The organism is Nocardioides sp. OK12, from assembly GCF_024341885.1.
GTDB classification, from domain to species: domain Bacteria; phylum Actinomycetota; class Actinomycetes; order Propionibacteriales; family Nocardioidaceae; genus Nocardioides; species Nocardioides marinisabuli.
The window spans coordinates 545,312-570,781 of record NZ_BNET01000002.1 but is presented as its reverse complement, the minus strand read 5'-3'; the positions used below and the strand labels follow the sequence as shown (position 1 = coordinate 570,781).

Sequence of the window (25,470 nt, the reverse complement as noted above, 5' to 3'; positions counted from 1 at the left end):
ACAAGCACCGGACGGTGCCCGATCGGCCGCTGGTCCCCCGGTGGTACGTCGCGGCCGTCCTGGCGGTGCTGGTCGTCTCCACGGCGGCCACCACCGGCGTCGCCCTCGTCCGGGACGGGGCGGTGGGCTGGTCCTTGCGGTTGGCCGCGCTCGCGGCCGGTCTGCTGCTGGTCGCCGCCTGCTCGGCGCTGGCGCGCCCTCGGCGGCGACGCCCGATGAGGACCACCGCCGCGGGGGTGGGCGTGCACCGGGCGCCGGCGGCGACCGTGTGGCCGCTGCTGGGTGCCTGGTTCGCCGCGCTGGCGATGGCGGCGTCCTGGGTCTACCTGGCGGTCACGGACTTCTCCGCGCTCGAGGGCCACGGCTGGATCCTGGTCACCGTCGTGGGTGCCCTGGGCTCCGCGCCCGACCTGCTGCGTCTGCTCACCGGCCGTCTGCACCGCTGGCAGCTCGAGATCGGGCCCGAGTCCCTGACCTACCGCGGCTACCGCACCGACGAGACGTGGCCCTGGTCGACGATCCGCGGCGCCCGGGTCCAACAACGTGGCCCCGCGGGGGTGCTGATCGACGTCAAGGGCGCGGGCAAGGACGTCGTCGTGCCGATCACGGCCTTCACGGTGCCGGCCGAGCAGCTGGTCGAGGACATCGAGCGCGGCAGGGCAGCAGCCCGCCGCTGAGCCCGCGCCGCGGGTCGGCACGGGTACCCGGTCAGGCAGCGGCGATCATCGCCAGGTCGCGCCACCACGAGAGCCGGTTGGGCCGTCCGTCGTAGTCGCGGCGCTGGTTGGCCCCGGAGACCCCGGGCAGGACGAAGACCTGGGCGGGCCCGACGTACCAGTCCTGGACGCCCAGACCCGGCCGACCCCGTCGCCCCGATGCCCGGGCGGCCTCGTGGGCGACGGCCTTGCTGGTGAAGGCCAGCCACTCCGGCTGCCAGCGCTCGCACTTCTCGGCCAGGTCGCTGATCTCGACCCAGCGCGGGTCCCAGTGGCCGACCAGGTCGGTCAGACCCAGGCCGAGGTCGGGCACCAGGTGGTCCTCGTGCGGCTGCAGCCGCCGCGGGGAGAGCCCCGAGAGGTGCAGCGACTCCCAGAAGCTGTTGCCGGGCGTCTCGTAGTAGTGGTCACGGTGCTTGGTGCTCTCGGCGCCCGCGAGCCCGCAGAAGACGACGCGCGGCTGGTCGGGGACGAGGTCGGGGAGCACCTGCACGCCGGGAGGCTACCCGTCGCGCTCGATCGGTCTCGTCCGCTCGAGCTCACGGACGACCTCCTCGTGCCGCCCGGCTTCGAGCGCCCGAGCGAGCCGCTGGTCCTGTGCGGCCAGGATCTGCACGCTGGCCAGCACATCGGGGTCGCCCAGGCCGTGCTCGGCCCACCAGGGGTCGTCCGGCGCCCAGTACGACGTCGCGACGGGCGGGAAGTGCTGCCGGGTGTCGAGAGCCAGGTCGAGGCACTCCCGGGCCGCTGGCGCCCGCTCGTCGGCCAGGAGCAGCTCGACCAGGGTGACGAGACCGGAGGCCGCCGCAGGGGTGAGAGCGGTCAGGACGTCCGTCGTGGACATGCCCGGCCAGCTGGTGCACAGCAGCCCACCGTGCCCCTCCGACCACTGCGCGCCGTGGTCGCGCCAGCCGTCGGCGACCGAGCACACACGGTCACCCTCGTCCCGGTCGAAGGAGACGACGGTGAGCACGGCATCGGCAGGCTCGAGGACGTCGACGACCTGCAGGATGCTGTCTCCGTCGAGGCGGGCCTCGACCAGGTCGCCCACGACGAGTGGCGCGAGGAACGCGTGGTTGGCCAAGCGGTAGGTCCCGCCGCCGCTGTGGGCCGCCACCGGCTCGGCCCACAGGCTCTCCCCTGCCGGCCCGCCGCCCTCCTCCTTGAACCGCAGTCGTAGCTTCACCTTGCCCTGGGCACTGCTCATCGCTGTCTCCTCTCGTCGTGTCACCCAGCACAGCACCCGGCACCGACGGTGACGCCGAGGTGGCTTTTCTTTCGAGGGCTCGGGCCGGGCGCCCCACCCCCACCGGATGGCGCCGTCCAGACCACCCCTACGGGGGTTTGTGCGGCGCCGCCTGGCCGTACTAGGTGTCGGCGCCTACTCTCGAAGGAGTGAACAGGCGTCGAGACTCGGCGCTGCACCACCACGCTTGGGGGCCCGCCATGGGCAACGACTTCGCCACCTCGGTGGCAACACCGCACACCAGCACCACCAGCCACGCCGTCAGCGGCGAGCTCGACCTCGCCACCGTGCACGACCTGCGCCTGAGCTTCTCGGCCGCGCTCGCCGTGCCGACCGACTCCTCCGCGCTCGACCTCGACCTCGCGGGCGTCACCTTCATGGACGCCGCCGGCCTCGGGGCGGTCATGTGGTGCCGCCGCCGCGCCCTCGCCGCCGGGCGGGCCTGCATGGTCGACAACGCCAGCCCGGCCGCGCTGCGCCTGATGAAGCTCACCGGCACCCACGGTCTGCTCCGTGACGTCGCCGCCGCACCGGCGCCCGGCGTCACCCCCGTCTGAGCGACCGACCGCTGAGGGCGGCCAGGACGGCAGACGCGGGCACCGTCAGCCGGGCACCTGACCGCTGACGCACCAGGCCTCCGCCTCGACCGCGAACGGCCCCTCGCCGAGGCGGGTGCGCAGGAGGTCGCGCAGCCGCGCCACCTCCGACGGCTCCAAGCGGTCGAGGTAGGCGCGCACCGATCCGGCGGCCTGCTCGAAGGGCGCCCACCACTGCTCGAAGCCGGTGAAGTCGACCCGGACCCCGATGCGCTCCTCGCGCACCGCGGCCAGCCCGGCGGCCCGCCAGAGGCGCTCCAGGTCACCGCCGCTCGACCCGGTCGAGGGCGCAGCCGCGGTGCCCGGAGCCAGCGACTCGACGGCCGACCAGAACGGTGAGAGCGGCCCCCGACCACCACCGTGGTCCCACACGCAGGCGGCGACCAGCCCGCCCGGCCGCGTCACCCGCACCATCTCCGCGACCCCGGCCGCCGGGTCGTCCATGAAGTGCACGACCAGCTGGGCCAGGGTCGCCTCGAACTCGTCGTCCACGAACGGCAGCTCCTCGGCCCCGGCCTGCAGCGTCTCGACGTCGGGGTGGCGGTCCGAGACCGCGGCGACGAACGTCGGGGCGGGGTCGACCGCGGCCAACCGTCGTACGTCGGCACCGGCGGCGGTACGGCGCCGCGACAGCTGCTCGACCAGCGCCCCCGGCCCGCACCCGACGTCGAGCACCGACGCCGGCACCCGTCCCCCGGGCAGCACCGCGTCGCAGAAGACCGGCGCGAGCGGTCGCGAGAACCGGCCCATGAACCGGTCGTAGGTCTCCGCGGACACGTCGAAGGCGGCCATCACCCCAGGCTAGGGACTAGGGGCCCGCGTCGCCCGCGCGGAAAGTCCCTGACCTTCCACACGACCGACCGGCGTGTCGCGGTGAGGAACGTCAGGGACTTCGCCGCCGAACGGGACGCCTGTCCCGGGGGCGCCGGGCGCGAAAGGGTCCTTGGACCCTGGGAGGGGCTACCTCCCGCACGCAGATTGGGACCCACGACGACGCGCAGCGCCCGTCGTTCCACTGGCGGCCCGACCTCGGGAGGGACGGGCCGATCTCGACCGAGGGAGGACCGCATGACGACGACGACGACCACCGGCTCAAGCGCACCACCTGACATCGACGACGACCTGGTCCGGGTGGCCCGGACGACCGGGCTGATCTACCTGGCGTTCTTCGTCGTGGGCATCCTGGGGTTCCTGGTCGTGCGACCGCAGCTCTACGTGGCCGACGACCCGCAGGGCACGCTGGACAACCTGCTCGGCAGCGAGGCGCTGGCGCGCCTCGGGATCGTGCTCGAGCTCGGCATCGTGCTGAGCCAGGCGCTCGTCGCCGTGTGGTTCTACCGGCTCTTCCGCCGGGTCGACCGCGTGGCCGCGGGTGCCTTGGCGGGCTTCGGCCTGGTCAACGCGGTGGTCATCCTGAGCAGCGCCGCGGTGCTCGCCACGGCCCTCGACGTCGCGCAGGACGAGTCCCTGAGCGGGCAGGGCGACCCGGCCGTCACCGTCCAGATGCTCTACGCGCTGAGCGGGAACCTCTGGGGGGTGGGCGCCCTCTTCTTCGGCCTGTGGCTGATCCCGATGGGGTGGCTGGTGCTCCGCTCCGGCTGGATGCCTCGGGTCCTCGGCTGGCTCCTGGTGGTGGCCGGCGTCCTCTACCTGGGCAGTGCGCTGCTCACCTACCTGTTCCCCGACGCCGCGTCGGCGATCGACCTGATGACGGTGCCCGCGTCGGTCGGCGAGGCCTGGATCATGGGCTACCTGGTCATCTTCGGCGTACGCCGTCGTGCGGCGACGCCGGCGCCGGGGGCCGAGTCCGCGGCGACACCCTGACGGCTCAACCCACCCAGCGCCCGGGGTCGGGCAGGTCGAGGCCCTGCTCGTCCTCGGGCAGCAGCGAGAGCTGCTGGGTGCGGGGGCCGCGAGGGCGGGCCGGGCCGTCGTCGCGGCGGGCGAGCCGGTCGACGAGGTGGCGCAGGCCCGAGCGGACGGTGTGCAGCAGCAGGTCGAGGTCGACGTCGGGCACCACGACGGTGCCGGTGCGCAGCCCCACCAGGGACCGCACCAGCAGCGACCGGTCGCCGTCGTACGCCGCCGCGACCTGGGCGGGCTCGACCTGGCCGTCGAGGAGCAGCTCGACCACGGTGGCCAGGTGCTCGTCGAGGACGGTCGGCGCCGGCTCGGCGAGCTCGTCGCCCTCCTCGTCGACGCCCATGCCCTCCAGGAACCGGCGGCCGCCGACCCGCTCAGCGACCTCGCCGGCGATGTCGTCGATCTCGGAGCAGAGCCGCGCGAGCACCCCCGCGAGCTGGCGGGGCGCGAAGGGCACCGCGCAGATCTCGTGGCGCACCAGGATGCGGTCACCCACGACGCGCACCTGCAGGTAGGGCAGCCGCGCCTGGAGCCCGGCGACCTCCCGGAAGGCTGCTCCGGTGTCGGCGATGTCGTCGACGAATATCGCGAAGAGGGCCACTACCGGCCGGTCCTCGAGCACCTGGACCCACACGACGCTTTCGCCGACCGGCACCGGCACGTCGCCGTCCTCGTCGTGGGCGACCGGTTGGTCGAGGACCTCGGCGAGGGTGGCGTCGACCAGCCGCTGCAGGTGCTCGCGGTCCTCGACGAGCACCGCGAGCGGCGCGTCGTCGCCGAGCACCGTGCCGCGCCCGGGCGGCAGCGGCTTCGTCGGGCGACGCCAGCGCAGGCCGTCGAGGTCGAGCTCGCGGCTGGTGAGGAAGGCCGGGTGGAGGCAGCCGGAGCGCAGCACGGCCACGATCAGCTCCGCAGCGAGGTCGCACTCGCGCTGGCCGAGCACGGTCTCGAAGGCCGGGTCGTCGTCCTCGTGCTCGGGCCCGACGGCCCACGGGTGGTCGAGGCCACCGGTGCCGACCGACTCCAGGTGCAGCCGCTGCTGACCGTCGACGTCGGCGACGACGTACGCCGGCACCTCGCCGGACCCGTCGTCGACCGCGACCCCGAGCTCGTCGCCCGGGCCCATCGCCGCGAGGTGGTCGGCGACCCGGCGACGCAGCTCGCGCCACGCCTCGTCGTGCTCCTGCTCGATCGTCACGTCGCTCCCGGTGTCTCGACCCGGTCGGCTCCACCGACCCGAGGGCCCCACGCTAGACGCGAGGACGGACAGTCGATGGACGCCGCGACCGAGCGCCGTGGGTCGGCTCAGGGAGCCGGGGTCGCGGAAGCGGTGGCGCGTGCTCGGAGGAGGCCGTTGATCTCGTCGACGACGTGGGCCTGCGCCAGCATGCCGCGCGACTCCGGCACCGCTCGGCCGCGGGCGACGACCATCGCGACTGCGGCGGTGCCACCGGCGAGGTGGCGACCTGGCACGACGAGCAGGTCGGCCTTTCCCCGCGGTGTGCGCCGCCACATGAACCTCGTCGTGTCGTGACGCGCGGCAGGGCGGTGCAGCCCCAGGACGACGTCGTCCGCCGGCGCGACGACGTCGATGTCGTCCCAGGGCACCGACCACCCGACACCCTCACGGCGGAGCTCGACCCCGAACGAGGTGACGTACAGCCCGCCCGCGACGATCTTGCCCCGCAGCAGCGGGACGAACGGCGCCGCCAGACCCAGCCCGAGCAGTCCCAGCAGCCAGGCACCGCCCGGGTGGCCTGCCCGGCCCGCCAGCAGCGCCCCGACCAGGCACCAGACCATGAGTGACGCGGTGCCCACCGCCGACATCACGATCGAGGCCACCGAGTACGGGAACACCAGGGCCGCGGCTCCGGACGGTGCCGTGCCCAGCTCGAGGTCGGGGCGCCGACGGGAGAGCCGGCGCTCGACGACGAGCGTGACCGAACCGAGGACGGCGATGATCCAGAGCAGGGAGCCGAACATGATCGAGCTGGTCTCGCCCACGGCGACCAGGCCGACGCCCATCAGCAGCAGCCAGCCGTGACCGACGGCCAGCAGCACGTCTCTTCGGGTGCTGGACACACGTGCCTCCTAGTCGAAGAACCCGCCGATGCCGCCGACGACGGCACCCACGCCGCCACCGATCGCACCGCCGGTGTCCTTGAGTGATTCCCACCCCTCGTCCAGAGCATTCATCACGTCGGGGCCTTCCTCGAAGAGCGCGTCGATCGCGCCCGAGGTGACGATGCCGACGCCCGCGCCCACCACGGCCCCGGCTACGGTGCCCACTCCCGGGACAGGCACGAGGCTGCCGACGCCCGCCCCGACCAGCGCTCCGGCCGCGATGGACGCCCCCAGTCCACCTGCTCCCGACGTCACCGCCTGCGCAGGGCTCTCGCCTGCGACGAGGTCGAGACCGATGCCCACCACCGACAGGGCTCCGCCGAGCTTCATCGAGGTGAGCTTGGCCCGGGTCTCGATCTCCCCGGCCCGCCGAACGATGTCACCGCCCTCCAGCTTGCGCGCGTCCCAGTGGTTCAGGTCGCCGTTGTGGAAGCCGCCCGGCTTCCTCCTGATCAGGTCGATGTACTCCTCGGCCTCCCGGACGAGCCGTCTGCCCTCCGCCTTCAGCACCGACGCGTGCCCGACGACCCCTGCTGCGCCGAAGCCGCCAGCGATGTCCAGGGCGGTCAGCAGCATCCCGGGCCCGCTCAGCCCGCGGTACTCGTCCTCGAGCAACCGCGTGGCGGTCAGCAGCCCGTCCCGCACCTGGGCGGCCTCGGCGACCACCCGCTCGTAGGCCAGCACCTTCGCCTGGTGGTCGGCCCACGCCTCGACGGCCGCGGCGTGGGCGTCGACGGCGGTGGGGCTGACCCGCCCGGTCGGCGCGTCGCCGGGGTCGGCGGGGGCCGCGCCGGGCGCTTCGACGACGTACGCCGTCACGGTGAGGCCGGCGGCGCGGGCCGTCCCGCGGATCTCGGCCATGCGTTCCTGCTGGCGGCGCAGCGTGTCGGCGTACGCCGTCATCTCGCGGGCGACCGAGGCCGTCGCCCGGTGCACGTGGTCGATCTTGTCGACGGCCACGCCCATCCGGTCGGCGAAGCCGGTGCCGGCGGCGCCCTCCCAGTCGGAGGAGGCGACCCGGCGCGCGGCGGCGACCCGCTCGACGCCCTGGTCGACCGCGGCGGCGAGGGACCCCTCGAGCCAGGCGGCCGCGGACTCGATGGAGCGCGGCGAGCCCGGCAGCTCGGTGTCGACGCTCATCTCACCACCACCCGGAGGTGAAGGTCTCCTGCGAGACCCGGTCGGCGCTCTGGAGCACCGCGACCGCCGACCGGACGTTGTCGGAGGCCCCGAGCAGGCCCTCGCTGACCTCGGCGGCGGCCTCGACGAGGTGGGCCACCATCTCGAGCAGCAGCGCGGCGACATCACCGCCGTCGATGGTCGACGGGACCGAGGAGGCACACTCCTCGATCGACGTGCGGGCCCGCTCGAGGCCTGCGGTGATGTCGTCCGCGGTCGACCACCGCAGCTCGACGCTCATCGCGCACCCGCCACGACGGGGGCCGAGCTGGGCCGCTTGTCGAGGTAGAGCAGGTCGTAGGGGGCCTGGTCGTGGGCCGCCTGCAGGTCGGCGACGGAGAGCAGCACCCAGGCGCTGTCGGCGTCGTAGAAGTCGGCGAGCCGGTCGAGCGCGGAGTAGACGAAGAGGGCGACGCGGCCGTCGTGGGTGCGGTGCATGGCCAGGCGCGGCGACCCGTCGGCGTGCTCGACGGTCGGCGCGTAGACCACGGGGGGCATGGGAGGTCGGGTGTCGGTCATGACCCCAGGCTCCCCGCGTTCGCCGGGCGGCGACACCACCGATCCGCGATCTGTGGATAACCCCCCTCCGGCCACCACGCGGGGTCACCCAGGGGTCACCCAGGGGTCGTCCGGACGATCACTCGAAGAGCGCTCGTACGTCGGCGGCGTCGATCACGCCGCCCAGGGCCCCGTCACCGTCGACGACCTGGGCGAACAGCTCGGCCTTGCGCTCCTTGAGCGCCACCACCTTCTCCTCGACCGTGTCGCGCGAGACCAGCCGGTAGACCATCACCGGCCGGGTCTGGCCGATCCGGTGCGCGCGGTCGACGGCCTGCGCCTCGACCGCCGGGTTCCACCACGGGTCGAGCACGAAGACGTAGTCGGCCTCGGTGAGGGTGAGCCCGACCCCGCCGGCCTTGAGGCTGATCAGGAACGCGGTGCTCTCGCCGTCGCGGAACCCCTCGACCGCCTCGGCCCGCTTGCGGGTGCGCCCGTCGAGGTAGCTGTAGCTGACGCCCTCGGCGTCGAGGCGGGCGCGCACGCGGCGCAGGAAGCCGGTGAACTGGCTGAAGACCAGCGCCCGGTGGCCCTCGGCCGCCAGCTCGAGCAGGTGCTCGACCAGGACGTCGGTCTTGGCCGAGCCCACGGCGTCGTGCTCGGCGTCGACCAGCGCCGGGTCCAGGCTGAGCTGGCGCAGCCGGGTGAGGGCGCTGAGGATGGCGACCCGGTTGCGGTCGAAGTCGTCGACCAGGCCGAGGATCTTCTGCTGCTCGCGGGCCAGGTGGGTGTCGTAGATCTTGCGGTGCCGGGCGCCGAGGTCGACCTGCAGCAGCTGCTCCTGCTTGGGCGGCAGGTCGGCGGCGACCAGGTCCTTGGTGCGGCGCAGCAGGAAGGGGCGCAGCCGCTGCTGGAAGCGCTTCAGCGCGGCGCTGTCGCCCTCCTTCTCGACCGGGCGCACCACGTGGTCGACGAAGCCCTTCACGGTCGGGTAGAGGCCCGGGGCGACGAGGGCCAGGAGCGACCACAGCTCCATGAGCCGGTTCTCGAACGGCGTGCCGGTGACGGCGAGCCGGAACGGCGCCTCGACGCGGCGTACGGCCTGGTGGGTCTTGGCGAGGTGGTTCTTGACGTGCTGGGCCTCGTCGAGGACCAGCCCGCCCCAGCCGAGCGCGGCGTACTCCTCGACGTCGAGGCGCAGCAGCGTGTACGTCGTCACCACGACGTCGGCGCCGTCGGCGAGCGCGGCCACCGAGGTGCCGAGCTTGCGGGCCGAGGCGGTGATGGTGCGGACCACGAGCCCCGGGGTGTGCCGCTCGGACTCGCGCGCCCAGTTGGCCACGACGCTCGCGGGCGCCACGACGAGGAACGGGGCGGCGCCGCCGGCGCGGGCGCGGGCGACGGCCGCGAGCACCTGCAGGGTCTTGCCCAGGCCCATGTCGTCGGCCAGGACGCCGCCGAGCCCATGGTCCTGCAGGAAGGCCAGCCAGCGGAACCCGTCGTGCTGGTAGTGCCGCAGGGTGGAGACCACGCCCACCGGCTCGGGGCGGGGCAGGTCGGTGAGGTCGCGCAGCGCGTGGGCGCGGCGCACCCACTCCTGGGCGTGCGCGGGCAGCGTGTCGGTCTCGGCGAGGTCGCCGACGGTGGCCCACAGGCCGAGGTCGTGGCCGCCGACGCCGACGCGGTCGTCGCGCGTGGGCTCGCGGACCTCGGCGGCGGCCGCGACCAGGCCGCGCAGGCTCTCGAGCTCGGCGGCGGTGGCGTCGACGTGCAGGCCGCTGGGCAGCACGATCCGCTCGTCGCCGAGCGTCAGCGCCTCCAGCACCGACGCCAGCGGGATCTGCTCGCCGTCGACGCTGACGTCGACGCTCAGGTCGAGCCAGTCCGTGGCCCCGTCGGCGGCCGCCGCGTCGCCCTCGGCCGCGGGGTCGTCCGGATCGCCGGGGTCGTCGGGGCCCACCTGACCGAAGCTGATCTCGACCGGACCGGTCGCGGGCCGGAAGTCGGGCCGCTCGACCTCCTCGACCTCGACGCCGGCCTCCCGGAGGCGCGCGAGCTCGTCGGCCAGGTCGAGCACGCCGCTGGTCGGTACGCCGCGGTCGGGCGGCGCCCCGGGGCCCGCCAGGACTCCGGCGGAGGTCAGCCGGGCGAGCTCGGCGCGCTCGGCGGCGCGGTCGCGGACCCCGTCGAGCCGGGCGGTCGAGCCGGCGGCGCAGGTCAGGTCGGCGTCGCCGACCCGGTAGCGCCACTGCCAGCGCAGCTCGGCGGCCGGGCGGCGGTCCCACTCGACGACGAGGACCAGCCGCGGGGTGGGCGGGGCGGGGACCGAGATCGAGTCGTCGCTGGAGACGACCGGGAGGTGCCGGGCGAGCCGGGGCAGCCGGGCCCCGACGAGGGCGTCGAGGTGCTCGGGCGGGACGGTGGTGTCGCCGCCGGTGACGAGCCTGGCCAGCGCGGGCGGGACCGGCGCCGCGAGGGGTGCCAGCAGGGCGGTGGCGTCACGGGTCGTGGCGCTCGGCGCCCGGTCGAGCAGCACCACGCCGTGGGCCTCGTCGCCGACGAGCAGCAGCCGGTCGGCGGGCCACCACTGCTCGGCGTACCGGACCCCGAAGCGCAGGCTGGCCGCCCCCGGCTCCTCGCCGTCGCGCGTCACGTCGGCGACCACCTCGACCGGCTCGTCGAGCAGCCGCACCTCGCCCAGCCCGTCGCCGGGCACCAGCGCCATGCCCGCGTCGCGGGCCTGGCGCAGGCGCTGCCACAGCTGGGGGCCGAAGTCGGCGAGGGGCGGCAGGTCGGCGACGTTCCAGTACGCCGCCATCCCCATCTCGCCGCGCAGCCGGCCCACGGCGGCGACGTGGGCGGGATCGTGCTGGGTGCGGCCGAGGTGGACGCCGTGCGGGCTGAAGTCCTTCCAGGCCGCGCCGCCGCGCACCCAGCGCCCGCTCGCGCCGCGGCGGACCGGCCGCATCCGCACCACGGGCGCGACCAGGCCGGTGAAGCCGCGGTGGCGCGGCAGGTGCAGGTCGAGCAGGAGCGCGAGGGCGTCGTGGCCCGCCTCGTCGCCCCGCGAGGCCTCCAGGTCGCGCAGGGCCGTGTCGAGCGCGTCCGCCCAGTCGGCCGCGCCGTCGTCGGGCCCCGTGGCGGGGTCGGCGTCCTGGGGGGTCAGCGTGCGGCCCAGGCGCAGCAGCAGCGCCGCGCCGTGCTTGCACTCCCAGCCGACCGGGCACGAGCAGCTGGAGGTGACGGCGGGCCGCCCGCGGCCGAGGTCGAGGCTGACCGATGTGCGGTACGCCGCCGGCCCGGTGCCGGCGACCTCGCCGTCGACCGTGAGGAACTCACCGTCGACGACGTCGACCTCGAGCCGCAGCACCGAGCCGTCCCGGGCGTAGGAGCGCGCCCGCCCGACGGCGGCCGGGTCGTAGACGGAGGCCAGGCCCTCGGCGCTCAGCCAGGGCGCGAAGGCGGCGACCGGGTCGGGGGTGGGCACACCGGCAGTCTGCCGAACCCAGCCACGCCGGGGCGACCCAGGGCCGCGCTCGCGCGCGCCCGAGCTCAGGGGGCGGCGGGAGGGGCGAAGGCGTGGAACTCGTCGAGCCGCCGGCGCACGATCGTGCCCTCGGGCAGCGGCTCGGCGAGCGCGCGGACGAGCTCGACGGTCTCGGCCACGATCTCGTCGTGCATCTCCGCGATCTCGGGGGCCAGCCAGCCCTGGTCGGTCAGGCTGGTCCTCACCGCGAGCCCCAGGTCGGCCTCGGTGATGTCCAGGTCGGCCACCTCCGCGGTGGTCGTCGCGCGATGGCTGGTCAGGCCGCCGAACCCGCGCCCGCAACCGCACCCCTTCTCCGGGTACAGCCGGTCGGTGTCGCAGACCATCGTGATCCAGAGGATCTCCCCGGGGACGCAGAAGCTGTAGTCCCCGTCCACCTCGCCCTGCGTGCTGCTCGTCGCTACCAGTACCTTCATGTCGGCCTCCTGCTCAGCACGCTAGGAGCGGGCGCCGACACCCGCCCACCGCCGACCGCGGGCCTGTGGACAGGCTCAGCAGGAGCGGCGTACGACGGCCCTGCCGCCGCCGACCCGCACCGCCCGGACCACCCGCTCGCCGCGCACCAGCCGGACGACGGCGTCACCGTCGGAGGTCACCGCGAGCCTGCCGCAGCGCCAGCGTGCCCGGTCAAGGTCGACGCTGACGCGGGAGACGTTGGTCAGCCGCAGCTCGAGCCGGTTGCGCACCGGCAGCCGCTCGCCGTCCTCCCAGGCGGTCTCCTGCAGCACCGCGGGCAGCGGGCTGACCACCGGTCTCGGGCCGGTCGTGACCGGCAGGTGCACGCGGTCGGGGATGCGCTCGGAGGTCGCCTCGACCCGGGCGAGGCTGCCGGGCCCGGAGTCGCGGGCGGCGAGGTCGCCGGTCCAGTACGCCGTGGTGGCGCCGATCCCGAGCCCGCGCCGGGTCAGGTGGGGGCGCCAGGTGAAGTCGATGTCGCGGGGGTCGCGGGTGACCGTCGGCAGGCCGAGCCCGTCGATGACGGTCGCGAAGCGGTCCTGGATGGCGAAGACGAGGTGGTCCTCGGCGGGGTAGCGCACGAACCGGTGCCGCAGGCCGGCGTCGGCGAAGCGGGAGACCTGGCGCTCGACGGAGGTGAACGGCACGAGCTGGTCGAGCGTGCCGTGCCCGATCCGGAACGGCAGCCAGGTGGCGTTGCCGACCAGGTCGTACGCCGTCCCGTCGCTCGTGCAGCGGCCGCCGAAGGCGGGCGAGACGATCTGGTCGGCGTCCACGGAGACCCCGCACTGGGGCGGACCGGCGAGCACGACGGTCTCGGCGTACAGGTCGGGGTGCGCGAGGCCGAGGTGGTAGCCGGCCCAGCCGCCCATCGAGTAGCCGGTCAGGACGGTGCGCCGGGGGTCGAGGGTGAAGCCGTCGGCCAGGGCCCGCCAGACCTGCCAGTAGTCGACCTCGGCCTCGTCGAGGTACCAGCCGTCGGGGCCGCGGCCGAGGGTGCCGGCGCAGATGGAGTCGCGGTCCTCGCAGAGGCTCTGGAGCAGCTCGGGGTCGTAGGCGGCGTACTGGTTGTGGTTGACGCCGAGCGAGTGCAGCGTCCAGGTGAGCGGGGTGGCGTCGCCGCGGCGGTAGGAGGTGGGGACGTGGACGGCGTACGGCTGCACCGGCGAGAGGTAGTTGGGGGCGCCGTCCCCGCTGCCCTGGCCCTCGTCGGCGACGACGCCCTCGCCGAGGTCGAGGCGGGAGAGGTACCAACGGTTGCTGGGGCCGTGCACGAGCGGCTCGCGGGTGCGCTCCTTGCGGCGCAGGTCGGCCCAGCGCACGACGTGGGAGAACGGTGAGGCGTCGCCACCGGCGAGCGCGTCGGCCTGGGCGTCCTCCATCCAGAAGTTGCCGGTGACGAAGCGCGCGAGCCCGTCGGCGCCGAGCTGGTCGGTGAGCGGGTTGCCGGCGGCGACGGCCTGGAAGGCGGCGACCAGCCCAGCGGTCCGGCTGTCGGTGACGACCGGCGTCTCCTGCTCGGGGGTGCGGAAGGCGAGGTTGTAGACGTGCGTCGACCCGGGCGGCAGCGGCACGCCGCCGGTGAGGGTGGGCGCCGCCATCGCCTCGCCGGTCGCGTCGGCCAGGCCGGCGGCGAGCCGCACCCGCCAGGAACCGCGGGCGCGGAGCAGCTGCTTGGGGACCCGCACGGTGAAGGAGCGCGTCGACTCGTCGACGGTGAGCCGCCCGCCCTGGCGGGTCACGTCGGTGACGTCGCCGGTGACCAGATCGTGCAGCCAGGCGCCGCGGCTGGAGACGACGAGCGCCTGCTCGAGCCCGGGCGAGGTGACGCCCGCGGCGGCCGGCCAGTCGTCGACGCCGGTGCTGGCGTCGCGGTCGGTGTCGAAGACCCACACCGCGAGCGGCACGTCGGGGTTGGCCAGCGTCGTCCAGTCGACCCGCCAGTACGTCGCGCGCCGGTCCTTGCCCGTGGCGGCGACGAAGACGTCGGCGCCGTTGCCGGCCGCGCCGTCGGGCTGCTCGTAGACGCCCTGCTCGGGCGCCAGGGTCGCGATGTTGTCGAGGCTGAAGCCGCTCGGCAGCGCGGCGCCGTGGGCGTCGTACACGAAGTCGGTCCAGTACGACGCCCCGCCGTGCAGCCGCTCGGTGCCCGAGGTGCGGCTGATCCGCTGGGCGAACGGCCAGCCCTTCGGTGTGCCGAGCCGCGGCTCGGCCCGGGTCGCCGCCGCCGGCGCCCCCTCCGGCAGGCCTCCCCCTCCGTTGGTCGAGACCCCCTGCACCGGAGCCCCCACCCCGAGCACCAACCCCGCCGCGAGAGCGGGAGCGAGCAGGACGCGCAGGTTCCGGAGCATGCCCGTCCAACGGCGGGAGGTGACGGTCGTTACGCCACCGGCGGGGCGTGGGGACCGCTCAGACCAGGACGGGCTCGGCGGTCGCGGCCGCCGCCCGCTCGGTACGCTCCTTGTGCCACGCGGTCCGGGCGAGGCGGGCCACGAAGAGCAGCCAGGCGACCATCAGCGCCAGGTCGACCACGAACGGCAGGTCGCCGACGGCCGCGAGCACGACGATGCTGTTGACCAGGATGATCAGGCCGCCGACCATCACGCCCATCGGGGCGTGCGGCAGCCGGCCCGCCAGCCGCGCGGCGATCGGCGCGACGATCACGCCGCCGAGGACCAGGCCCAGCACCGGCAGCCACGGGATGTCCTGGTGCGCGGCGCCGGTGATGAAGCCGAGCGAGACCGAGACCGCCACGGCGAACTCGGCGGCGTTGGTGGTGCCGACGACCTTGCGGGGCTCGTGGCTGGTGACGGTCATCAGGCTGGGCGTGACGACCGGGCCCCACCCGCCGCCACCGGTGGCGTCGACGAAGCCACCGAGCAGGCCGATCGGGGAGAGCCAGCGGGCGGTGTGCCCCGACTTGGGCGTCGGGATGATGCGCAGGCCGAAGCCGAAGCGCACGAGGATGACGGCACCGAAGAACAGCAGCAGCGCGGCCATGCCGCTCTTGGCGGCGGCCAGGCTGATCGAGGTCAGCACCACGGCGCCGAGGAAGCCGCCGATCGCGCCGGGGATGGCCACCCGGACCAGCACGGCCTTGTCGACGTTGCCGACCCGCCAGTGCGACAGGCCCGAGATCAGCGTCGTGGGGAGCTTGGCGGCGTGCGTGGCCGCGCTGGCCGTAGCGGGGGCGACGCCGAGCGCGAGCAGCACGGTCGCCGAGGTGACACCGAAGCCCATCCCCAACGTCCCGTCGACGAGCTGGGCCAGACCACCGGCGAGGGCGAAGGCAGCGACCAACCACATGAGCGTGCTCCTATGTACTTCAAAGTGAGTGAGTAGCCAAAGTAACCTAAGTTTGTATAGATTGGTGCATTGGGAGTGCGGCAAGTTCCGCCAGGACGACGCTGCGGATGAACCCGCACATCGGAAGACAGGAGGCCTTTACTCAGGGAAGCTGTCCGTGATGACACGCAACCCCTTGCCTGATGGTCTCTACGAGGCACTGGTCAGCAGCGAACTCGAGCGAACGCTGAGTCTCATCGGCGAGGCGGCGACAGTCGAGGACATCGACGCCGCACATCAGCCGCACATTCTGGCTCGCCACGTGCAGCAGGCGACCCACCGCGCCCTGTCGGCCACCTCCGACCCCGGTCGCCGCGTGGCGATGGTCAACGACCTGCTGGCGGTGCTCCACGCGCACGACGCGGAAGTGTCGGCGCCGACCAGACAGCTGCGCCGGATCCACCGATCGGGACCTCTGGACACTCCCGGACTTCCCGACGTCCGACCCAGCACTCCGTTGAGCGAGCCAGCCCTCCTCACGAACACCAGAGGCGAGCCCAATCTCGGTTCCGAGCTGCGCGCGGAGATCGAGAGCAGCAACGAGGTCGATCTGTTGTGCGCCTTCGTGAAGTGGCATGGCCTCCGGCTGCTCGAGACCGAGCTGTCGCGCCTGCGCGATCGCGGGGCACCGTTCCGGGTATTGACGACGACGTACATGGGAGCGACCGAGCGGCGAGCTCTTGACCGCCTGGTCAACGACTTCGGCGCCGAGGTCCGCATCCAGTACGACGCCGCGCGGACGCGACTGCACGCCAAGGCATGGATGTTTCGCCGAGAGACGGGATTCGACACGGCATACGTGGGCTCCTCGAACCTGTCGCGAGCGGCATTGCTCGACGGCGTGGAGTGGAACGTGCGGCTCTCGACCACCGGGACCGGGCCGCTGATCGACAAGTTCCGGGCCACCTTCGACACCTACTGGAACGACGCCAGCTTCGAGGTCTACGACCCCGCTCGCGATGCCGACCGACTCGACGATGCCCTCAACGAGGCGTCCGGGCGCGCGGAGCACAGCAGGGTGACCATCAACCTGTCCGGCCTCGAAGTCCGGCCCTTCGCCTACCAGCAGCAGATGCTCGACGCGGTCCACGCCGAACGCGAGGTCCACGACCGGCACCGCAACCTGGTGGTCGCCGCCACCGGCACGGGCAAGACCGTGATCGCCGCCCTGGACTATCGGCGGCTGTGTCATGGCACCGACAGGCCGTCGCTGCTCTTCGTCGCGCACCGCCGAGAAATTCTCGATCAGGCGCTGCGGACGTATCGCGAAGTGTTGACCGACGCCACGTTCGGCGAGCTGTACGTCGGCGGCATTCGGCCCGAGCGCGGGCGGCACGTCTTCGCCAGCATCCAGTCCCTCTCCTCGCATGGTGTGGCCGCCATCCCCAGCGATGCGTTCGACGTGGTGGTCATCGACGAGTTCCACCATGCAGAGGCCGCCAGCTATCGGCGTCTCATCGAGCACCTCACCCCGAGGGAACTACTGGGGCTGACCGCGACTCCCGAGCGAGCCGACGGGGTCGACGTACGCGCATTCTTCGACGGCCGCATCGCAGCCGAGCTGCGCCTGTGGGACGCGCTGGGTGCCGATTTGCTGTGCCCGTTCCACTACTTCGCGGTGGCCGACGGCACCGACCTACGGCGGGTGGGCTGGAAACACGGTCGGTACGACGACTCTGAGTTGGGGAACGTCTACACCGGCAACACGGCTCGGGCGGCGCTGGTCCTACGACAGCTACGAGACAAGGTCTCTGACCCGGCCGTCATGCGGGCCCTCGGCTTCTGCGTCAGCGTTGCACACGCAGAGTTCATGACGACCGCCTTCAACGAGGCCGGAGTTCGTGCCGCGACGGTCAGCGGCGCCACGCCTCAGACCGAGCGTGAGCGGACTCTGCAGGATCTTCGCGACGGCCGCCTCCAGACGGTCTTCACCGTCGACGTCTTCAACGAGGGCATCGACATCCCTGACGTCGACACTGTGCTGTTTCTGCGCCCCACCGAAAGCGCCACGATCTTCTTACAACAATTGGGTCGGGGGCTGCGGCGCACGAAGGACAAGGCTGTGCTGACCGTCCTCGACTTCGTCGGCTATCACCGCCAGGAGTTTCGCTTCGATCTCAAGTTGCGCGCGCTGACGGGGCAGACGAGGAAGGGTCTCGAGCGCGAGGTGGAACGCGGCTTCCCCCTGCTGCCGTCGGGCTGCCAGATCGTCATGGATCGCCAGGCCCAACAGATCGTGCTTGACAACATCCGCGGCCAGGTCGCCAACCGTTGGAGGGACATCGTCGCCGAACTGCGACGTCACCCCGAGCACGACCTTGCCACCTTCCTCGACGAGTCAGGCCTCGAACTGTCTGATGTCCTGAAGGCTGGGTCTAAGTCCTGGACCACCTTGCAGCGCGACGCCAATCTCATCTCTGGACAGCCGGAGCCGGGCGAGAGTGAGCTATTGAAGCGGATGCGGGCGCTCGCCCACGTCGACGATCCTCTCCGGGCCGCGACCTACCAGCGATTGCTGGGTGGTGATGTCGGCGCTGTAGGCGCACTGTCACCGGGCGAGCAGCGGCTGGCACGCATGCTGTTCTTCTCGCTTTACCCCAGCGGCGCCCCAGGCTCGTACGACGAGGGGCTCCGCCAGGCGCGAGCGCTCACCCACGTGGTCGGTGAGGCGAGTGCCATCGTGGACCTGTCCTTCGACGCCGCCCGACACCAGACCGTGGAGCTCGAGGGCGAACTGAGCCAGGTGCCGCTGCGCATTCATGGCCGCTACCAGCGCGAGGAAATCCTGGCCGGGTTGGACTATGCATCGTTGAGTCGCAAGCCGACCAGTGTCATGCAGGGTGTCGCCTACTCCCCCGACCTCAACGTCGACATGCTGTTCGTAACACTGAAGAAGTCGGAGTCGGACTTCTCTCCGACCACGATGTATCGCGACTACCCGATCGACGCTAAGACCTTCCACTGGGAGTCGCAGTCGACCACATCGGTCTCCTCCCCCACCGGCCAGCGCTATTTGAACGGCAGCAGCACTGTGCTGCTGTTCGTGCGACACGACCAAAAGGACGAATTCGGCACCTCGCCCTACCTCTTCCTCGGCCCGGTGTCGTACGCCGGGCACACCGGTGACCGCCCGATCGCCATCACCTGGTCGCTGCAGCACCCCATGCCTGCCGAGTTCTTGGCCTCGGCCCGCCTCATCGCAAACTAGGAGAGAAAATGGAAACAGCCCCGATCACGGCCTGGCCCCTGGCACAGGAGATCCCTATTCCGCAGGACGTGACACCTCTCTTGGTCGCTGGGGAAGAAGCCGTCGCCGCCTTCAAAACCTTCCGCGACAGCGCCGTCTTCACGACCAAGCGCCTCATCGTTCGCGACGCTCAGGGCATCACCGGAAAGAAGGTGGAGATCTACTCGTTGCCCTACAGCGCCATCAACATGTGGTCGTCTGAAAACGCCGGGCGACTCGACTTCAACTCTGAAATCGAGCTGTGGACGCGGGCTGGCCACATCAAGATCAAACTCAGCAAGGGCGCAGACGTCCGGCGCCTCGACAGCCTCATCGCCTGGGCAGTACTGCAACGCAGCTGAATGCCTGCCCGCCTCTCCGACACCGCAGCACTTGGCTGCGCGGCTGCGCGTAGGCAACCTTGTCGACACAGCGATCCTCCTAGTCTCTAAGACAGGCTTCGGTGGCTAGCATGCGTGGGTAATCCGTTCGGCCCGACAGCGCGAGTCATTTTCGACAAGCCTCCACCCGCACGGGAAGTCAGTCATGCCTTCCTGGAGTTGTCGTGCCCCTCATTCGGGACTCCGCTGCCGGCGTTCGTTCGCGGATCGCCAGCAGCACACTGGTGTCCACCATGGTCGACCAGTTCAGCCATCAATACGGCTTCCGCCCCTCCCCCGCGGAAATTTCATCGTGGGAACGCAGTTTGACTGCGCTCACGAACGACCTGCACGACGCGGGACTGGAACAGGTCGAGATGCTGCTCGAGTACCGCCTTCCACTGAGCAGTCGGCGGGTAGATGCGGTCTTGTGCGGGCTGCACCCACGAACGGCCGAGTCTTCGTTCGTGGTCGTCGAGCTCAAGCAATGGAGTCGGGCGTACCCGGTCGATGGGACGGACGATGTTGTCCTTGACGATGGTCGTGGCCAGCGGCTGCACCCGGCCGCACAAGTCGGCGCCTACTGTGACTACATAGCGGACTTCAACGCTGCACTTGGTGGGTCCACCCGTCGCCTGACTGGAGTCGCGTACCTCCATAACGCAACCGATGAAGGCATAGCTGGGCTATGGGCGTATCCCCAAACCTCCACTCGCCGCATGTTCACTGGCCAGCGCCGTGCCGACTTCCTGTCCTTACTTCGACACTCGCTTGCGCCTGCGTCCGGAGCCAGCGCGGCCGATGAGCTACTGAGCGCCGCAATTAGGCCGAGCAAACAACTGATGGACCTCGCGGCAAGAGAGATTAGGGAGCGCGAGCAGTTCGTACTCATAGATCAGCAGCAGGTGGCCTATTCGCTAGTCCTGAGGTCCGTCGAGCGGGCTAGGCGCGCCAGTACCAAGCATGTCGTCATCGTCACGGGCGGACCCGGCTCAGGAAAGAGCGTCATCGCTCTCAGCCTGCTTGGCGAACTCTCCAGGCAAGGTCGCACAGTGCTGCACGCGACCGGCTCATCCGCCTTCACCCAGACCCTCCGAAAAGTAGCAGGTGCTAGAGCCCCTCGAGTCCAGGCACTATTTAGCTACTACAACAACTTTATCGACTCCGAGCCTAACGGCTTGGAAGTTCTCATCAACGACGAGGCCCACCGCATCCGTGAGACGTCCACGAACAGGTGGACGCCTGCCGCCAAGCGCTCAGGGCGGCCACAGGTCGAGGACCTTATCGACGCGGCGCGTGTATCCGTTTTCTTACTCGACGAACACCAAGTTGTTAAACCTGGGGAACGCGGCAGCGTCTCTGAAATAGCGGCAGCAGCTGAACGACTTCATTGCGAGATCATTCGGGTCGACCTCAACGACCAGTTTCGCCTTGGCGGAAGCCGGGCTTACGAAGAGTGGGTGCTGAGACTCCTCGGCCTCGCCCCCGGCGGCCCGATGACGTGGGCTGGCGCCGAGTCCTTCGACCTTGACGCGGTTGACTCCGCCGAAGCCATGGAGGCCCGCCTGGGGTCGAAGATTGCCGACGGATACTCTGCTCGGATCTCAGCGGGATACTGCTGGGACTGGAGCAAACCGAAAGCCGACTTTCTATTTCCCGACATCAAGATCGGCGCCTGGGAGCGCCCTTGGAATAACCCCAAGGACACAAAGATCGGCGAAGCGCCGGGCAGGCCTTTCTGGGCCACCGATCCGGCCGGATTCGACCAGGTTGGATGCATCTACACGGCTCAAGGCTTCGAGTACGACTACAGCGGGGTCATCATGGGTCCCGATCTAGTGTGGCGATCAGGCCAATGGGTCGCACAACCTGAGCGCAGTCACGACCGACAGGTCAAACGCGGCTCATACACGGAATTCGACAGTGCGATACGCAATACATACAAGGTCCTCCTCACCCGCGGCCTCCGTGGCAGCACCGTCATGTCGACGGACACCGAGACGCAAGCCCTCTTGAAAGGATTAATACAAGGGCAAGGCGGGGCAAGTGGAACGGACCTCTAAGCCTCTAGTCCTTCGGGTTCCGCGCGCTCGTCGTCACAAGCGAAGCGGAGTTGACTCAACGAACAGTAATGCTGGTCACCGGAGCGAAACGGATCTGCTGGTCGAGGATCGTGGTCAGCCAGCTAGGCAGTTCGCCCCCGGCGTCTCTCACCGCCATCACGCTACTTCGACTCACACGAGCGGTCCGTGGGTCGAGCAGGTGCCGGAATCGCTGGCGCCCTGATCCGCGGCCGTAACGGCCTGAGGTGCCAGCCGCTAGCAGCCGGTACAGAGTTGGCCCATGGGCTCCTGGAACCACATCGGTCTCTTTGGTCCGGTATCGAACCCGCCGATAGGCAGCTGCTCGGATCGCTTTGTCCGGCTCCAGGAAGGGCGCCAGCGCAGACAACTCTTGACCCCAAGCACCCGGCGCGTAGAGCTCGTAGTAAGTCTTGCCCCTTTGCCTGTTCAGTTTGGGGATCTGGGCACTGACGATGCCGAGATGGGTCACCAGTTCCTGCAGTCCATCTATCGCCGCGCGGCTCTCCAAGCAGATCGCCCACTTACCGGCCGACGTGTGGGTGGTGTACGCATCCAAGGCAGCTCCCTGTAAGAACAGGAGGGCGTGTTCGCGGGTGCCATTAAGGATCGGACCCGGCACGACCTTATTGCGCGCGCGACTGCCGCATCCGAGAGAATCGAGGAAGAGGACGAGCCGCCTGCTAGAGACCACAAGTCCGGGGCACCGGTCACGCTGACGCGTGAGGCGCGAACTCAAGCCGAAGACCGACCACCAAGCTTCTTGAGCACGCAAGAGGACCTCCTCAACCGAGTTGGTGAGGATGACTGACCAGTTGCTCCGAGTGGTATGCCCTTCGGATAGATACGCACCGAGGAGAAACGCAAGCTCGTCGGTCATGCGATCTGGTACGAAGATGGCCTTCTCGGACCCCGTTCGCGGCGAAGTGTCCGGCAAGGGCAGCGCCGCGGCGGTCGCCGCCCACGCGCCGCCGTACGCGAGACCAACAAAGTCCCCAGGCCGTAGGTCGGCAGCCTGGACCAGTGCGGGCGGTACTAGCCCGGCTGCTGATGCGAGCACGAGCTCCTCGCCTTGCATCACCCTATGGGCACGGCCGCGCACTTGCAGGCTGACTTCGCATGGGTGCGCCATCGCGATTGCTCCAACCCCGACCCTGGGCTCTCATGGACACGTTCTTCCTATCAGCGGCCACCGACATGTACGTGCGACGAAACGGCCCCGACGTCCGGAGACGTCGGGGCCGTTTGATGGGCGCTACGGATCAGCTGCAACCGGAGGTGCTGCCGCAGCCCTCGCAGACGTAGCAGGAGCCAGCGGGGCGCATCTTGGTGCCGCAGGTGAAGCAGAGCGGGGAGTCGACGGCGGTGCCAGTGATCTTCTCCATCAACTCGGCCGAGGTGTGGGCACCGGAGGTGTCGCGCTGGGCCGGGACTTCGCGCTGGTTGCTGCCCTCGGTGTCGTGGGTCTCAACAACCTCGGCGGTCTCGACGACGCTCGCTTCGCTCGCTGCTCGACCAACGGAGGAGCCCCCGTCGCGCCCCACAGAAGGGGTGTCGACCAGCTCGGCGGCACCGCCGGTCTCCTCGACGGGCTCGTAGGAGCCGGTCTCGAGGTAGCGCTGGCGCTCGTCGGCCGAGTAGATCGAGAGGGCCTCGCGCTCCTCGAAGGGCAGGTAGTCCAGGGCCAGGCGACGGAAGATGTAGTCCATGATCGACTGCGCCATCCGCACGTCGGCGTCGTCGGTGAGACCGGCGGGCTCGAAGCGCAGGTTGGTGAACTTCGAGACGTAGGTCTCCAGCGGGACGCCGTACTGCAGGCCGATGCTGACCGCGATCGAGAAGGCGTCCATCACGCCGGCCAGGGTCGAGCCCTGCTTGCCGAGCTTGAGGAAGATCTCTCCGAGCTGGCCGTCCTCGTGGGCACCGGAGGTCATGTAGCCCTCGGCGCCACCCACGGTGAACGACGTGGTGCGCGAGACCCGCGACTTCGGCAGGCGCTTGCGGGTCGGGGCGTAGACAACCTTCTCCACGACCTTGGTCTCCGCCGGGGCGTCCGCCGTCTTGTTGGAGTCCGTGCCCTTGTTCTCGCCCTTGCCGGTCGACATCGGCTGTCCGACCTTGCAGTTATCTCTATAAATGGCGGTCGCTTTCAGACCGAGCTTCCAGGACTGGAAGTAGATGTCCTCGACCTCTTCGACCGTGGCATCCTCGGGGAGGTTGCAGGTCTTGCTGATCGCCCCGCTGAGGAACGGCTGGCAGGCCGCCATCATCCGCACGTGGCCCATCGGCGCCAGGGCGCGGGCGCCCATGGCGGTGTCGAAGACCTCGTAGTGCTCGGTCTTGAGCCCGGGGGCGTCGATCACGTGGCCGTGCTCGGCAATGTGGGCGACGATCGCCTCGATCGACTCGGGCTGGTAGCCCATCTTCTTCAGCGCCCGCGGGATGGTCTGGTTGACGATCTGCATCGAGCCGCCGCCGACGAGCTTCTTGAACTTCACCAGCGAGAAGTCGGGCTCGATGCCGGTGGTGTCGCAATCCATCATGAAGCCGATGGTGCCGGTGGGCGCGAGCACCGAGGCCTGCGCGTTGCGGAAGCCGTTGGTCTCGCCGAGCTTCTGCACGTCGGCCCACGCGGCGGTGGCCAGCTTGTGCACCTGCGAGTCGGCGATGTGCAGGGTGCGCACGGTGTCGTTGGCAGCCTGGTGCTTGCGCATCACGCGCTTGTGGGCGTCGGCGTTGCGGGCGTAGCCGGTGTAGGGGCCCACCACGCCGGCCAGCTCGGCCGAGCGCTTGTAGGAGACACCGGTCATCAGCGAGGTGATGGTCGCAGCCATCGAGCGGCCGCCGTCGGAGTCGTAGCCCAGGCCCATCGCCATCAGCAGCGCGCCGAGGTTGGCGTAGCCGATGCCGAGCTGGCGGTAGTCGCGGGTGGTCTGGCCGATCGGCTCGGTCGGGAAGTCGGCGAAGCAGATGGAGATGTCCATCGCGGTGATGATCACCTCGACGGCCTTCGCGAACAGCTCGGCGTCGAAGGTGTCATCGTCCTTGAGGAACTTCAGCAGGTTCAGCGACGCCAGGTTGCACGAGGAGTTGTCGAGGCTCATGTACTCCGAGCACGGGTTCGACGCGGTGATGCGACCCGTCTCGGGGTTGGTGTGCCAGTCGTTGATGGTGTCGTCGTACTGCAGGCCCGGGTCGGCGCACTCCCACGCGGCGGTGGAGATCTTGCGGAACAGCTCGCGGGCGTCGACGGTCTCGATGACCTCACCGGTGCCGCGCGAGCGCAGCCCGAACTCGGTGCCCTCCTCGACGGCACGCATGAACTCGTCGGAGACGCGGACCGAGTTGTTGGCGTTCTGGTACTGCACCGAGGTGATGTCCTCGCCGCCCAGGTCCATGTCGAAGCCGGCGTCGCGCAGCGCGCGGATCTTGTCCTCCTCGCGCGCCTTGGTGGCCACGAACTCCTCGATGTCGGGGTGGTCGACGTCGAGCACGACCATCTTGGCCGCACGGCGCGTCGCGCCGCCCGACTTGATGGTGCCGGCCGAGGCGTCGGCGCCGCGCATGAACGAGACCGGGCCCGAGGCGGTGCCGCCGGAGGAGAGCAGCTCCTTGGAGGAGCGGATGCGCGAGAGGTTCAGGCCGGCACCGGAGCCGCCCTTGAAGATGAAGCCCTCCTCCTTGTACCAGTTGAGGATCGAGTCCATCGAGTCGTCGACCGAGAGAATGAAGCAGGCCGAGACCTGCTGCGGCGAGGGCGTGCCGACGTTGAACCAGACCGGGGAGTTGAAGGAGAAGTACTGGTTGACCAGCAGCCAGGTCAGCTCGTGCTCGAAGACCTCGGCGTCGGCCTTGGTGGCGAAGTAGCCGTGCTCGACGCCGCCCTTGACGTACTGCTCGACCACGCGGTTGATGAGCTGCTTGAGGCTGCGCTCGCGGGCGTCGGTGCCGACCGCGCCGCGGAAGTACTTGGTGGTGACGATGGTCGAGGCGTTGACCGACCAGGTGGCGGGGAACTCCACGCCGCGCTGCTCGAAGACGGTGGCGCCGGTCTTCCAGTTGGTCTGGACGACGTCGCGGCTCTCCCAGGTCAGCTCGTCGTAGGGGTGCACCCCCTCGGTGCTGAAGACGCGCTCCATCGTCAGGCCCTTGCCCTGGCCCTTGGTCGCTGCGTCGGCTCCTGCGCCGCTCACCGTCTCGGTCATGCCGTGCT

20 protein-coding genes are annotated in these 25,470 nt (G+C 70.8%); 6 read left to right on the top strand and 14 right to left on the bottom strand.

Annotation, left to right across the window (positions count from 1 at the left end; genetic code table 11):
- Positions 1-14: 14 nt before the first annotated feature.
- Positions 15-677, top strand: a complete 663-nt coding sequence (locus OCU29_RS06865) for a hypothetical protein (RefSeq protein ID WP_261819319.1) — start codon at positions 15-17, stop codon at positions 675-677.
- Between the two features lie 31 nt (positions 678-708).
- On the opposite strand, the gene OCU29_RS06860 is transcribed toward OCU29_RS06865, so the two are convergent.
- Together OCU29_RS06860 and OCU29_RS06855 are read right to left on the bottom strand one after the other, a co-directional pair.
- Positions 709-1,209, bottom strand: coding sequence for a mismatch-specific DNA-glycosylase (locus tag OCU29_RS06860; RefSeq protein ID WP_261819318.1), 501 nt, complete (start codon positions 1,207-1,209; stop codon positions 709-711).
- Positions 1,210-1,218: 9 nt separating this feature from the next.
- The gene (locus tag OCU29_RS06855; protein WP_261819317.1) at positions 1,219-1,923 is read right to left on the bottom strand and encodes a DUF4265 domain-containing protein; all 705 of its coding nucleotides are present in this window, start codon (positions 1,921-1,923) and stop codon (positions 1,219-1,221) included.
- A gap of 188 nt (positions 1,924-2,111) precedes the next feature.
- Between OCU29_RS06855 and OCU29_RS06850 the strand changes: the two genes are divergently transcribed.
- Entirely contained in the window at positions 2,112-2,519 is a 408-nt protein-coding gene (locus OCU29_RS06850) for an STAS domain-containing protein (protein ID WP_261819316.1), read from the top strand.
- A gap of 45 nt (positions 2,520-2,564) precedes the next feature.
- On the opposite strand, the gene OCU29_RS06845 is transcribed toward OCU29_RS06850, so the two are convergent.
- Positions 2,565-3,350: a class I SAM-dependent methyltransferase gene (locus tag OCU29_RS06845; RefSeq protein WP_261819315.1), complete on the bottom strand. Its 786-nt coding sequence runs from the start codon at positions 3,348-3,350 to the stop codon at positions 2,565-2,567.
- A gap of 276 nt (positions 3,351-3,626) precedes the next feature.
- On the opposite strand from OCU29_RS06845, the gene OCU29_RS06840 reads away from it, so the two are divergent.
- Positions 3,627-4,382: a DUF4386 domain-containing protein gene (locus OCU29_RS06840; protein ID WP_261819314.1), complete on the top strand. Its 756-nt coding sequence runs from the start codon at positions 3,627-3,629 to the stop codon at positions 4,380-4,382.
- 4 nt (positions 4,383-4,386) lie between these two features.
- Here OCU29_RS06840 and OCU29_RS06835 read toward each other — a convergent pair whose 3' ends face one another.
- The 9 genes from OCU29_RS06835 to OCU29_RS06795 all read right to left on the bottom strand — a co-directional run bounded on the left by OCU29_RS06835 (position 4,387) and on the right by OCU29_RS06795 (position 15,531).
- A complete protein-coding gene (locus OCU29_RS06835) occupies positions 4,387-5,619 on the bottom strand; it encodes a hypothetical protein (protein WP_261819313.1) in 1,233 nt (410 codons plus the stop codon).
- A gap of 107 nt (positions 5,620-5,726) precedes the next feature.
- The gene (locus OCU29_RS06830; RefSeq protein ID WP_261819312.1) at positions 5,727-6,503 is read right to left on the bottom strand and encodes a hypothetical protein; all 777 of its coding nucleotides are present in this window, start codon (positions 6,501-6,503) and stop codon (positions 5,727-5,729) included.
- Between the two features lie 9 nt (positions 6,504-6,512).
- Positions 6,513-7,685: a hypothetical protein gene (locus OCU29_RS06825; RefSeq protein WP_261819311.1), complete on the bottom strand. Its 1,173-nt coding sequence runs from the start codon at positions 7,683-7,685 to the stop codon at positions 6,513-6,515.
- A 1-nt stretch (position 7,686) separates the two neighbouring features.
- Entirely contained in the window at positions 7,687-7,965 is a 279-nt protein-coding gene (locus tag OCU29_RS06820) for a hypothetical protein (RefSeq protein WP_261819310.1), read from the bottom strand.
- Positions 7,962-8,243, bottom strand: coding sequence for an SAV_915 family protein (locus OCU29_RS06815; RefSeq protein WP_261819309.1), 282 nt, complete (start codon positions 8,241-8,243; stop codon positions 7,962-7,964). The genes OCU29_RS06820 and OCU29_RS06815 overlap by 4 nt, the downstream gene beginning before the upstream one ends.
- Positions 8,244-8,361: 118 nt before the next feature.
- Entirely contained in the window at positions 8,362-11,709 is a 3,348-nt protein-coding gene (locus OCU29_RS06810; RefSeq protein ID WP_261819308.1) for a DEAD/DEAH box helicase, read from the bottom strand.
- Between the two features lie 65 nt (positions 11,710-11,774).
- The gene (locus OCU29_RS06805) at positions 11,775-12,185 is read right to left on the bottom strand and encodes a hypothetical protein (RefSeq protein ID WP_261819307.1); all 411 of its coding nucleotides are present in this window, start codon (positions 12,183-12,185) and stop codon (positions 11,775-11,777) included.
- Between the two features lie 75 nt (positions 12,186-12,260).
- Positions 12,261-14,576, bottom strand: coding sequence for an alpha/beta hydrolase (locus OCU29_RS06800; RefSeq protein WP_261819306.1), 2,316 nt, complete (start codon positions 14,574-14,576; stop codon positions 12,261-12,263).
- A 58-nt stretch (positions 14,577-14,634) separates the two neighbouring features.
- Positions 14,635-15,531, bottom strand: a complete 897-nt coding sequence (locus OCU29_RS06795; protein WP_261819305.1) for a sulfite exporter TauE/SafE family protein — start codon at positions 15,529-15,531, stop codon at positions 14,635-14,637.
- 160 nt (positions 15,532-15,691) lie between these two features.
- Between OCU29_RS06795 and OCU29_RS06790 the strand changes: the two genes are divergently transcribed.
- The 3 genes from OCU29_RS06790 (at position 15,692) to OCU29_RS06780 (ending at position 21,239) form a co-directional block, all read left to right on the top strand.
- Positions 15,692-18,778, top strand: coding sequence for a DUF3427 domain-containing protein (locus tag OCU29_RS06790; protein ID WP_261819304.1), 3,087 nt, complete (start codon positions 15,692-15,694; stop codon positions 18,776-18,778).
- An 8-nt stretch (positions 18,779-18,786) separates the two neighbouring features.
- Complete coding sequence (locus tag OCU29_RS06785; RefSeq protein ID WP_261819303.1) at positions 18,787-19,158, top strand: PH domain-containing protein; 372 nt, start codon at positions 18,787-18,789, stop codon at positions 19,156-19,158.
- 272 nt (positions 19,159-19,430) lie between these two features.
- The gene (locus OCU29_RS06780; RefSeq protein WP_261819379.1) at positions 19,431-21,239 is read left to right on the top strand and encodes a DUF2075 domain-containing protein; all 1,809 of its coding nucleotides are present in this window, start codon (positions 19,431-19,433) and stop codon (positions 21,237-21,239) included.
- A 55-nt stretch (positions 21,240-21,294) separates the two neighbouring features.
- Here the strand turns inward: OCU29_RS06780 and OCU29_RS06775 are convergent, their stop codons facing one another.
- Together OCU29_RS06775 and OCU29_RS06770 are read right to left on the bottom strand one after the other, a co-directional pair.
- Positions 21,295-22,137 (bottom strand): LAGLIDADG family homing endonuclease, encoded by an 843-nt coding sequence (locus OCU29_RS06775; RefSeq protein WP_261819302.1) that lies wholly within the window; start codon positions 22,135-22,137, stop codon positions 21,295-21,297.
- Between the two features lie 382 nt (positions 22,138-22,519).
- The gene (locus tag OCU29_RS06770) at positions 22,520-25,462 is read right to left on the bottom strand and encodes a vitamin B12-dependent ribonucleotide reductase (RefSeq protein WP_261819301.1); all 2,943 of its coding nucleotides are present in this window, start codon (positions 25,460-25,462) and stop codon (positions 22,520-22,522) included.
- Between the last annotated feature and the right edge of the window lie 8 nt (positions 25,463-25,470).

Excerpts from the sequence above, each read along its gene's own strand:
- OCU29_RS06855 (WP_261819317.1), bottom strand. The coding sequence starts at position 1,923 with ATGAGCAGTGCCCAGGGCAAGGTGAAGCTACGACTGCGGTTCAAGGAG.
- OCU29_RS06845 (WP_261819315.1), bottom strand. The coding sequence starts at position 3,350 with ATGGCCGCCTTCGACGTGTCCGCGGAGACCTACGACCGGTTCATGGGC.
- OCU29_RS06840 (WP_261819314.1), top strand. The coding sequence starts at position 3,627 with ATGACGACGACGACGACCACCGGCTCAAGCGCACCACCTGACATCGAC.
- OCU29_RS06825 (WP_261819311.1), bottom strand. The coding sequence starts at position 7,685 with ATGAGCGTCGACACCGAGCTGCCGGGCTCGCCGCGCTCCATCGAGTCC.
- OCU29_RS06820 (WP_261819310.1), bottom strand. The coding sequence starts at position 7,965 with ATGAGCGTCGAGCTGCGGTGGTCGACCGCGGACGACATCACCGCAGGC.
- OCU29_RS06815 (WP_261819309.1), bottom strand. The coding sequence starts at position 8,243 with ATGACCGACACCCGACCTCCCATGCCCCCCGTGGTCTACGCGCCGACC.
- OCU29_RS06805 (WP_261819307.1), bottom strand. The coding sequence starts at position 12,185 with ATGAAGGTACTGGTAGCGACGAGCAGCACGCAGGGCGAGGTGGACGGG.
- OCU29_RS06800 (WP_261819306.1), bottom strand. The coding sequence starts at position 14,576 with ATGCTCCGGAACCTGCGCGTCCTGCTCGCTCCCGCTCTCGCGGCGGGG.
- OCU29_RS06795 (WP_261819305.1), bottom strand. The coding sequence starts at position 15,531 with ATGTGGTTGGTCGCTGCCTTCGCCCTCGCCGGTGGTCTGGCCCAGCTC.
- OCU29_RS06790 (WP_261819304.1), top strand. The coding sequence starts at position 15,692 with ATGACACGCAACCCCTTGCCTGATGGTCTCTACGAGGCACTGGTCAGC.
- OCU29_RS06785 (WP_261819303.1), top strand. The coding sequence starts at position 18,787 with ATGGAAACAGCCCCGATCACGGCCTGGCCCCTGGCACAGGAGATCCCT.
- OCU29_RS06780 (WP_261819379.1), top strand. The coding sequence starts at position 19,431 with ATGGTCGACCAGTTCAGCCATCAATACGGCTTCCGCCCCTCCCCCGCG.
- OCU29_RS06775 (WP_261819302.1), bottom strand. The coding sequence starts at position 22,137 with ATGACCGACGAGCTTGCGTTTCTCCTCGGTGCGTATCTATCCGAAGGG.
- OCU29_RS06770 (WP_261819301.1), bottom strand. The coding sequence starts at position 25,462 with ATGACCGAGACGGTGAGCGGCGCAGGAGCCGACGCAGCGACCAAGGGC.